Here is a 9740-nt window from a genome sequence, read left to right as displayed (position 1 = left end):
CTGCGAGGCGGGCGCGACCTTCGAGGTCATACCGCCGCAGGGCGTCTGGGCCATCATGCCCGAGTTGCAGGCGATCTCGGACGCCTGGCTGGTGCACCACGCCGGCGGCGACAAGAGCTTTTCGATGGGCGGCTTCTATCCCAACTACGTGGCCGAGTTCCCGGTGGGGATCGTCCGCTTCGAGGGCCGGATCGTGGCCTTCGCCACCCTATGGGTGACCGCCGCCAAGACATCGTTCTCGATGGATCTCATGCGCTACATCGACGACGGCCCGAAGCGGATCATGGACTACCTGTTCGTCGAGCTGATCGAGTGGGGCCGCGGCGAGGGCTATCAGGCCATCGATTTCGGGATGGCGCCCCTTTCGGGCCTGGACGATCGGCCATTGGCGCCCGTGCTTTCGCGGGTCGGAGCCCTGATCTTCGAGCGCGGGGAGGAGATATACAATTTTCAGGGCGTCCGTTCGTACAAGGGCAAGTACGATCCGGTCTGGCGGCCCCGCTATATCGCCGCCCCGAACAAGTGGTCGATCCCGCTGATTCTCGCCGACATGGGCTTGCTGACCTCCGGCGGCGTGGCCGGCCTGGCCAAGCGTCCCAGGCGCGGCGAGGAGACACAGGTCGCCGCCTAGCGTCCCGTCGTTACGCCCAGCAGGTTGACGATGTGAACCAGGAAGAACAGCGCGAGCGCGGCGCAGGTCACCATGATCAGCCGCCACGGCGCCAATCGCGGCCCCTTGGCGAAGTTCGGCGGCTTCGCGCCGCGCCAGCCGGCGAAAGCGGCGATCGCCATGCAGGCGACGCAGAGCGCCACGGTCAAATTCAAAGTCATCTGCGACGCGGTAGCGCAGCGACGGCTGGGCCGTAAAGATGAACGCCATCTTAATTCTTTAACGGCAAGTTAACCCGACGCGCGCTTGGGTTTCAAAAGGCCGCGAACTCGTGCCTCCATCCACAGGCAATTGCGCCAAACGCTATATCTTGTGGCGAGTACGCGTTTACACCCCAAGGATCGGTAGCTAGCGTCGAAGGTAGGCGGGGAGAACGATTCGATGACGTCGGCGACGCCTTGGAGCGTCAAGGGGATCGACCCTAAGGCTCGGGAGGTCGCAAAGGACCTGGCCCGTCGCTCAGGGATGACGCTCGGCGAGTGGCTTAATCGAATGATCCTTGAGGACAGCGAGGACGACGGGCCCGAGGAGATCACCTCCCAGGCCTATTTCACTCAGCGGCCCGAGCGCGCCTTTATCGAGACTCCGCGAGCCCCCGACCCCGTCCCGCGCCCGGTGGCGCCGGCGGCGACCCGCTTCGAGGCGCCCCAGCACCCGGCCGATGAGATCGGGCGAATTGGAATGGCGCTGGACCGCCTATCGGGCAAGTTCGAGCAGTCGGGCATCCGCATCGACCCAACGCCGACCGCGACCGAGACCGCGGTTCGTGAGGCCATGGCCCGCCTGGAAGCCGCCGAGCGTGAGAACATCGCTGTCGCGGCCCGCTTCGAGGGCGCGGTTCAGGAAGCGCGCGGGGAACAGGCGCGCCTGGCCGAGCGTCTGCGCAAGATCGAGCTTGAGGCGTCAGGGCCTCGTTCGGCGGAAGCCCTACGCTCGCTGGAAGCCGCCCTCGGCAAGGTCGCCACGCATCTCTATGAAGGTGAGAACCGAACCCGCGAAACGCTCGACGTCATGGAGCAGCGGATCGAGGAGCTTTCCAGCAGCGGTTGGGGCGACCCGGCCAGCTTGATCGAGGAAGTCGCCAGTCGCGTCGACGCCCGGCTCAGCGACGCCGAGACCCGCACAGCCGAAGCCCTGGTGGACCTGGGCCGCGCCTTCGCCAATCTCGACGCCCGGGTCGTCAACGCCGAGAGCGGCGCCGGACCTGCGCTGGACGCGCGTCTCGAGGCCCTGTCGACCACCCTGTCGCAGCGCGTCGAGCAGGTTCGCGGCGAGATCGCCCAGAAGCTGCAAGCCGCCGCCGACGGCCGCTTCGACCGCATGGAAACCAAGCTCGGCGAGATGTCCGAGACCGTGCGCAAGGCCGAAGCCGCCTCGGGCCAGGCTATCGAGAAGATGGGCCGTGAGGTCCTGACAATGGCCGACACGCTGAACCGGCGCGTCCAGGCCACGGAACAACGCAGCGCCGACGCCATCGAGCAGGTCGGCGGCGAAGTCGCCCGCATCGCCCAGGCGATGGAGAGCCGGCTGGGCCGCAGCGAGGGCGTTCACGCCGAGGCTCTGGAGCGCCTTGGCGCGGAGATCGGCAAGATCACCGAACGGCTCGCCGAGCGTATCGGCAGCTCGGAGCGTCGCGCCGCGCAGGCGATCGACGATGTCGGAGAGCAGGTCGCCCGTGTTAGCGAGCGGATCCAGCAGCGCCACGAGCGCAGCTCCGAGGACCTGTCCGAGCGCATCCGCCTGAGCGAGGAGCGCACCGCCCGCCTGCTGGACGAAGCCCGCGAGAAGATCGACCGCAGCCTGGCGGAATCTCAGCGCCGTTTGGCCGAGCAGGTGGCCGCGGCCGCGCCGCAACGCGCGGCTGAGCCGCCTTCACCATTCGACACCGATCCCTTCGCCGACTTCGGTCCGGCCGAGACCTCGGCCGACGCCCTGGCGCTGCAGGCTTTCGCCGCGCCGGCCGCGCATATCGAATCCGCGGCCCCGTTCCCGAGCGCACCCGAGGCCCCTGCGTTCGACGCCGCCGACTTCGAGGCGGCCGACGGATTCTCTCCCATCGAACCGACGACGGACGAGGTTGAGGCCGTCGCCGAATTCGAACTCGAGGCCGAGATTGAGGCCGAGGCTTCGGTCGACGCCCCATCCCCCAGTGTCGAGCCTCAGTCCGAGTTCGAGACCCAGCTGGCGTTCGAGGACGAGCCGCTGGTGTTCGGGGCCCCGCCGAGCGCCACGGCCGAGCCGGAGATTGATCTCGACGCGACGCAGCATGACGACCCCGCGACGCTGGATGACGTGCCTGAAGACGCCGCGCTCGAGGCCGTGGCCCTTGAGCGCGCCCCGCTTGAAGCGCCGCCTGAGGCCCTTGAAGAGGCGCCCCGGCAGCTTTCCACCCGCGAAGTCATCGAACAGGCCCGCGCCGCGGCCCGCGCGGCCGCGAGCACCAGCGAATCTCGAAAGGCCCGGGGCAAGCTCGAGAAATTCCTGAAACCCTCCGACAAGATCGCGAAGCCGGAGAAGGCGGCGAAGCCGGCGGGCAAATCGCTGTTCTCGGCCTTTGGCTCCAAGACCCCGAAGCGCGCTGCCGGCGGCGCCCTGCACAGCGCGCTGCTGGTGGCCGGCGGCGCGGCGTTCCTCAGCCTGGGCGCGGCCGGCATCATCGTCATGGACGGAGAGCCCGGTGGGGCCGCGCCCAAGCGCGTCGCCGACCAACTGGCGATCCTGAGCAACAATGGCGAGATCGCCGGGTCCGAAGCCGACACCACCCCGTTCCCCGAAACCCGGGCGGCCATCGCCCTGGCGCCGACCGCGATCACCGCCATGGCGCCGACCCCTGAGGTCAGCGCCGAATTGGCCACCCTCTACGCTGACGCGGTCAGCGCCATCGAGGGGGGCAAGCCCGGCGGCCTCGAGACCCTGCGCAGGGCCGCCAATCTCGGTCACTCGCCGGCTCAGTTCTACCTGGCCAAGCTCTATGAAAAGGGCGAGGCGGGTCTGAAGGCCGACACCGCCGAGGCCCGTCGCTGGACCGAACGCGCGGCCCAGGGCGGCAACCGCCACGCCATGCACAACCTGGGCATCGCCTTCATCAACGGCGACGGCGGGCCCAAGAACTCCACCACCGCGGCGCAATGGTTCCGGCGCGCCGCCGATCTCGGCCTGGTCGACAGCCAGTTCAATCTGGGCGCCCTTTACGAACAGGGCCTGGGCGTCAGCCAGAACGCCGCCGAGGCCTACAAGTGGTACTTGATCGCGGCCAAGGCCGGCGACGAGGGTGCGCTGAAGAGCGCGGCCCGGGTCCGCGCGGCCCTGTCGACCGAGGCGCGCAGCATCGCCGAGAACGCCGCCCAGACCTATCGCCCCGCCAGCCCCAACCCATCCCTGGCCTCTGGCGCGGTCGTGGCTCCGGCCCCGGCCGTGGCCACCGCCCAGCGCGCCTTGTCGCGGCTCGGCTATTACGAGGGACCGGTCGACGGCGTCACGTCGCCGGCGCTCAAGATGGCGGTCGTGGCCTATCAGCGGAACGAGACCCTGCCGCCGACGGGAACTCTCGACCCGACCACGATCTCGCGCCTGCAAGTCTTCACGCGGTGAACCTGGCCGCGTAAGGCGAGCGGGCCGCAACCGAACCCGCCCGAAGGCGCGCCTGTTGGACCTCTACCTGCCCATTGCCGAGGTTTCGGTGAACGCGCCGCTACTGGTGGCGCTGGGTGCGGTGGTGGGGTTCATCTCCGGCCTGTTCGGCATCGGCGGCGGCTTCCTCATGACGCCTGTCCTGGTTTTCCTGGGAATTCCGCCCGTCGTGGCCGTGGCCAGCGAAGCCAACCATGTCGCGGCGTCCTCAACCTCGAGCGTCATTTCCTACACCCGGCGGAAGGCCGTGGACTTCCGGATGGGCGGCGTCATGGCCGCCGGCGGCGCCGTGGGCTCGTTCCTTGGGGTCGAGGTCTTCCGCTGGCTGCGGCTGCTGGGCCAGGCCGACCTCGTCGTTTCGTTGTCCTATCTGATCTTCCTGGGGGTGATCGGCGCCCTGATGCTTTGGGAGTCCCTGGGCTCGATCCTGCGCCGCCGGCGCGGGGACGCCGCCAGGCCTCGACGCGATCGACGGCCGCCCTGGCTGTACGGGCTGCCGCTGAAGATGCGCTTTCCGCGCTCTCGGCTCTATATCAGCGTCATTCCGCCGATCGCGCTGGGGGTCTTCGTCGGGGTGCTGTCGGCGATCATGGGGGTGGGCGGCGGGTTCATCCTGATCCCGGCCATGGTCTATGTCCTACGGATGCCGGCCGGCGTGGTGGTGGGCACCAGCCTGTTCCAGATTATCATCACCACGTCGCTGACCAGCGTCCTTCAGGCCGGCCGCAACCAGACCGTCGACGTGGTGCTGGCGACCTTGCTGCTGATCGGCGGGGTGCTGGGGGCCCAGGTCGGCGCGCGCGCGTCATCGCGTTTCCGGGCCGAGGAACTGCGCGCCCTGCTGGCGATCATCGTCCTGGCCGTGGGCCTGCGCATGGGGCTTGGCCTGTTCTTCACGCCCGCCGAGCCCTTCGTTCTAATGGGGGGTAACGGCTGATGGCCGATCTTCCCCCGCCGCCGCCGGCCGCGGTCTCCGCCGCCCTGACCACGACCAGCGTCAAGGTCACCTCAAGCTTCCGCGGCGCGCGCATCGTGCTGTACGGCGCGGTGTTCGATCCGTCGGCGAAGCCCAGCGACGTCGTGGTGATCGTGCGCGGCCCCGACGCCCCCATCCGCATCGCGCGAAAGACCAAGGTGGCCGGGATCTGGGTCAATTCCCGGCCCGTGGTGTTCGAGGGCGCGCCCGGCTTCTACATGACCGCCTCTACCCGGCCCCTGGACCAGATCGCCGGCTTCGGACCTTTACGACGGCTGGGGGCGGGCATCGACCACCTGGCGATCAACGCGCCCTTCGAGCAGCGGGTGGAGACCCGCTACGGCGTTCGCGACGTGGTGGTCAGCCGGCTGGGCTCCGACTATCTCGACTGGCGCCGGGCCGTGGTGCGGCTGAAGGAAAACGCGGGCCTCTACGCCGCGAACGATCGCGGCGTCACCTTTGTCGACCGAGGCCTGTTCAAGGCGCAGATCGACCTGCCGACGGCCGCGCCGATCGGCGTCTACACGGCCGAGATCATCCTCTTTCAGGACGGCCAGCCCGTCTCGCGGCGGATGCGGGGGCTGACGGTCGAGAAGGTGGGCCTGGAGCGAGCCCTTTACCTTTTCGCTCACCAAAGGCCATGGTTGTACGGCTTGGCCTCGGTCGCCATCGCCCTGGCCGCCGGCTGGGCCGCATCGGTCGCCTTCCGGAGGAACTGACGCTTGGACATTCGCGCCGACGTCGAGGTCGAGCCGGCCGCCGCGCCGCTCCCGCTCTGGATCATCGCCCTACTGTGCATGGTCCCGTTTCCGGCCTCGGCCATCGTCTACGCCTATGGTCCTGCAGACCTGGCCGGCGCGGGCCTGACCGTCATCCTGACCTGGTCGGCGGTAGTGATGGGCTTCCTGGGCGGCATCCGCTGGGGCCTGGAGAGCGCCCGGACCCAGCCGCGCTGGACGAGGCTCGCCCACTCGCTGATCTCACCCATAGCCGGCTGGGCGCTGCTCTTCACCCGCGGGTCGATCGATACGGCGTGGCTGCTGTGCGGCTTCCTGGTCGCCTTCATCCTGCAATGGCTGTTCGACCACACCGCGCCCGATGTGCCGGCGCGCTATCCGCGGTTGATGACGGTGCTCACCCTCGGCGCCGGCCTGTCGCTGGCCGTGGCGCTGGAGAAGGCCCTGACACTCTAGTCTCCGGCGACCGAGCGCCAGCCGACGGCGTGGACCTTGCCCACCCCCAGCGCGCCGCATAGCGGATCGCGCGAGAAGAAGCCGGTGAACGCCTTGTCGCGAATGCTCAACCCCCCCGCATAGGCGCCGAAGGCCGGGACCACCATTCGCTCGCCGTCGGTGACGAAGCACCGCCGCCGCACGCTGCCGCGCGAGGCGACCACGCGGGCGCAGGGATGCAGGTGTCCGGCCACCTCGCCCGGCTGCAGGCCGGGCTGCGGCTCGTGGCGCAGGGTGAGACCGGAGACGGCGATTTCGTCGGCCACAACGCCAGGCAGGGCCTTCGGGCCGTCGGCGTCGTGGTTGCCGATCACCCAGATCAGTCGCGTGACATCGGCCAGGTCGCGCAGGCGTTGGGCGTCGTCGTCGGCCAGCCGCGCCTCGGAGGTGCGGTCATGGAAGGTGTCGCCCAGCAGCACGACGGTGTCGGGCTGGGCCAGGGCCACTTCGGCGGCGAGCCGTCCCAGAGTGTCGCGGGTGTCGTAGGGCGGCAGCATCTGGCCGCGCATGGCGTAGGACGATCCCTTCTCCAGATGCAGGTCGGCCACCACCAGCACGCGTTCCTGCTCGATCCACAGCGCCCCGCTCGCACGCAGGGTCACTTCGGCGCCGGCGAGGGTGGTGCGCAGTCCGCCGCAGGTGCTGGCGGCGAAGGCGTAGGCCAGACGAGGCTGGGCCAGCGCGCTCATGCGGTCGCCTCGGCGATCAGGTCGCTCTCGGCCTCGGCCAGGATGTGCTCGCCGGTCTGGCCGGGCGAGCGCTCCTTGCCGATCTCCAGCAGGATCGGCACCGAGAACGGGGAGAGATGATCCAGGGCCGCGTGCCGGATCTTGCCCTTGATCCGCGCCAGCATCAGGCCCAGGCGCGCCACGTCGATCAGGCCGGTGGCCGCGTCGTCGCGCGCGCAGCGGAGCAGCAGATGGTCTGGCTGGTGTCGGCGGAGCACGTCGTAGATCAGGTCCGTTGAGAAGGTGACTTGGCGGCCGGTTTTCTCTTCGCCCGGGAATCGCCGCTCGATGAGCCCGGAGATGATCGCACAGCCCTTGAAGGCCCGCTTCATCATGAAGCTCTCGGCGAGCCAGGATTCCAGGTCGTCGCCCAACATGTCCTGGTCGAAGAGTTCGTCTAAATCGAGTCCGTCCATGGGCTTCAGCGCCCAGATCGCCATGGCGTAGTCGTTGCACACGAAGCCCAAGGGCTCGGCGCCCAGCCGTTCTAGCCGCCGCGTCAGCAGCATCGCCAGGGTGGTGTGCGCCAGGCGCCCCTCGAACGGATAGACCACCATGAAGTGCCGCTTCCCGCGCGGAAAGGTCTCCAGCAGCAGCTCCTCATCCTTGGGGATGATCGAGCGGTCGCGCTGGATCTCCAGCCATTCGCGCACGTCGGCGGGCAGCACCTTCCAGTGTTCCTGGTCGAACATCAGCTCGCGCACGCGCTTGGCCAGGAAGGTGGAGAGCGCGAACTTCGAACCGCCCCACGACGGCATCTTGGGGTCCTTGTGCATGGCGGGGCGGACCAGGACGTCCATCCCGGTGATACCCACCAGCGACCAGATCTGTCCGGCGAAGACGAAGGTGTCGCCGGGGTCCAGCATCTCCAGCATGCCTTCCTCGACCTCGCCGATCTTGCGGACGCCGCGCAGGGCCTTGCCGCCCATGGCGATGCGCACCGCCAGCATGGCGGGCGAGAGGATGGCGCCGACGTTCAACCGGTGGCGCTGGGCGGTCTGGGGGTCGCGCACCCGCCACAGGCCGTCGAGGCCCTTCACGATCCGCCGAAACCGGTCATAGGTCTTGAGCGCGTAGCCGCCGGTGGAGACGAAATCGACGACCTGCTCGAAGTCTTCCCAGATGAGGTCGCGATAGGGCCCGGCGCGGCGGACTTCGTCGTACATCTCCCGCAGGTCGAAGGGTTGGGAACAGGCGCAGCCCATGATGTGCTGGGCCAGGACGTCCAATGCGCCGACCCGGGCCAGGTCGCCGTCGAAGCGGTTCTCGGCGATGGCCTCGCGGGCGGCCTGGCACTCCAGCATCTCGAAGCGGTTGGCCGGCACGAACAGCGCCCGCGACGGCTCGTCCAGCCGATGGTTGGCCCGCCCGATCCGCTGGACCATGCGACTGGCGCCCTTGGGCGAGGCGAGCTGGATCACCAGGTCCACGTCGCCCCAGTCGATGCCCAGGTCGAGAGTGGAGGTGCAGACCACCGCTCGCAACTCGCCCCGCGCCATGGCCGCCTCGACCTTGCGCCGCTGCTCGGCCGCCAGCGATCCGTGGTGCAGCGCAATGGGCAGACTTTCTTCATTCAAGCGCCACAGCTCCTGGAAGGCGAACTCGGCCTGAAAGCGGGTGTTGACGAAGACCAGGGCGGTCTTGGCGCCCTTGATCGTCTCGTAGACCTCGGCCATGGCGTGCCGCGCGGTGTGGCCTGCCCACGGCACGCGCCCTTCCGACAACAGCATGTCGACGATCGGCTGGGCGCCCGCGGGTCCGCGCACTAGGTCGACGCTCTCGTGCGATCCATGACCCAGCCAGCGGCGGATCACGTCGGGATCGTCGACGGTCGCCGACAATCCCACGCGGCGCATCTCCGGCGCGAATCGCTGCAGCCGCGCCAAGTCCAGCGCCAGCAGGTCCCCGCGCTTGGAGGCGTGGATCGCGTGGATCTCGTCGACGATCACGCACTTCAGGTTCTCGAAATAGAGCCGCGCCCCTTCCCAGGCGCAGAACAGCGCCAACTGTTCGGGCGTGGTCAGCAGGATGTCCGGCGGCCGGACCCGCTGGCGCTGCTTTCGGGCCTGACCGGTGTCGCCGGTGCGGCTCTCGGCGACGATGGGCAGGCCCATCTGGAGGATCGGCGCCATCAGATTGCGCTCGACGTCCACCGCCAACGCCTTAAGCGGCGAGATATAGAGCGTGTGGATGCCCTGCGGCGTGTTGGGCGGCGGCCGTTCGGCGAGCTCGATCAGGCTGGGCAGGAAGCCTGCCAGGGTCTTGCCGCCGCCGGTGGGGGCGATCAGCAAGGCGTCGCGGCCGGCGCGGGCCTTGGCCACCATGTCCAGCTGATGGACGCGCGGACTCCAGCCTCGGTTCTCGAACCAGGCGGCGAAGCGTTCGGGGAGGAGGTCGGGCGCGACCGCGCCGGTGTCAGCCATCGATCTCTATAAGATGTTCCCGTTCCGTTTCAGGCAAGGTGCTTGACGTCGCAAGCCTGCTGAACGTCACTTGGCGCGAGG

At 68.9% G+C, this 9740-nt stretch carries 8 protein-coding genes; 5 read left to right on the top strand and 3 right to left on the bottom strand.

The window, feature by feature from the left end; genetic code table 11:
- The coding region (locus RMO04_RS04220) for a phosphatidylglycerol lysyltransferase domain-containing protein (protein WP_309643546.1) at window positions 1–631 on the top strand (631 nt) is incomplete at its 5' end.
- Here the strand turns inward: RMO04_RS04220 and RMO04_RS04215 are convergent.
- Window positions 628–831 (bottom strand): hypothetical protein, encoded by a 204-nt coding sequence (locus RMO04_RS04215; protein ID WP_309643545.1) that lies wholly within the window; start codon window positions 829–831, stop codon window positions 628–630. The two genes, RMO04_RS04220 and RMO04_RS04215, sit on opposite strands and share 4 nt — an antisense overlap.
- Before the next feature lie 331 nt (window positions 832–1162).
- On the opposite strand from RMO04_RS04215, the gene RMO04_RS04210 reads away from it, so the two are divergent.
- From RMO04_RS04210 to RMO04_RS04195, 4 genes are read left to right on the top strand one after another with little or no spacing between them, the layout of a single operon-like run.
- Window positions 1163–4261: a peptidoglycan-binding protein gene (locus tag RMO04_RS04210; protein WP_309643544.1), complete on the top strand. Its 3099-nt coding sequence runs from the start codon at window positions 1163–1165 to the stop codon at window positions 4259–4261.
- Window positions 4262–4316: 55 nt separating this feature from the next.
- The gene (locus RMO04_RS04205) at window positions 4317–5237 is read left to right on the top strand and encodes a sulfite exporter TauE/SafE family protein (protein ID WP_309643543.1); all 921 of its coding nucleotides are present in this window, start codon (window positions 4317–4319) and stop codon (window positions 5235–5237) included.
- Complete coding sequence (locus RMO04_RS04200; protein WP_309643542.1) at window positions 5237–5995, top strand: TIGR02186 family protein; 759 nt, start codon at window positions 5237–5239, stop codon at window positions 5993–5995. The genes RMO04_RS04205 and RMO04_RS04200 overlap by 1 nt, the downstream gene beginning before the upstream one ends.
- 3 nt (window positions 5996–5998) lie before the next feature.
- Complete coding sequence (locus RMO04_RS04195; protein WP_309643541.1) at window positions 5999–6469, top strand: DUF3429 domain-containing protein; 471 nt, start codon at window positions 5999–6001, stop codon at window positions 6467–6469.
- Here the strand turns inward: RMO04_RS04195 and pdeM are convergent.
- Window positions 6466–7197: a ligase-associated DNA damage response endonuclease PdeM gene (gene pdeM, locus RMO04_RS04190; RefSeq protein ID WP_309643540.1), complete on the bottom strand. Its 732-nt coding sequence runs from the start codon at window positions 7195–7197 to the stop codon at window positions 6466–6468. The genes RMO04_RS04195 and pdeM overlap by 4 nt on opposite strands.
- The gene (locus tag RMO04_RS04185) at window positions 7194–9659 is read right to left on the bottom strand and encodes a ligase-associated DNA damage response DEXH box helicase (protein ID WP_309643539.1); all 2466 of its coding nucleotides are present in this window, start codon (window positions 9657–9659) and stop codon (window positions 7194–7196) included. The genes pdeM and RMO04_RS04185 overlap by 4 nt, the downstream gene beginning before the upstream one ends.
- Between the last annotated feature and the right edge of the window lie 81 nt (window positions 9660–9740).

This window comes from Phenylobacterium sp. (genome assembly GCF_031412415.1).
In the GTDB taxonomy this organism is placed as follows: Bacteria; Pseudomonadota; Alphaproteobacteria; order Caulobacterales; family Caulobacteraceae; genus Phenylobacterium.
The sequence above is the reverse complement of the archived record's forward strand: the minus strand, read 5'-3'. Positions and strand labels throughout refer to the sequence as shown.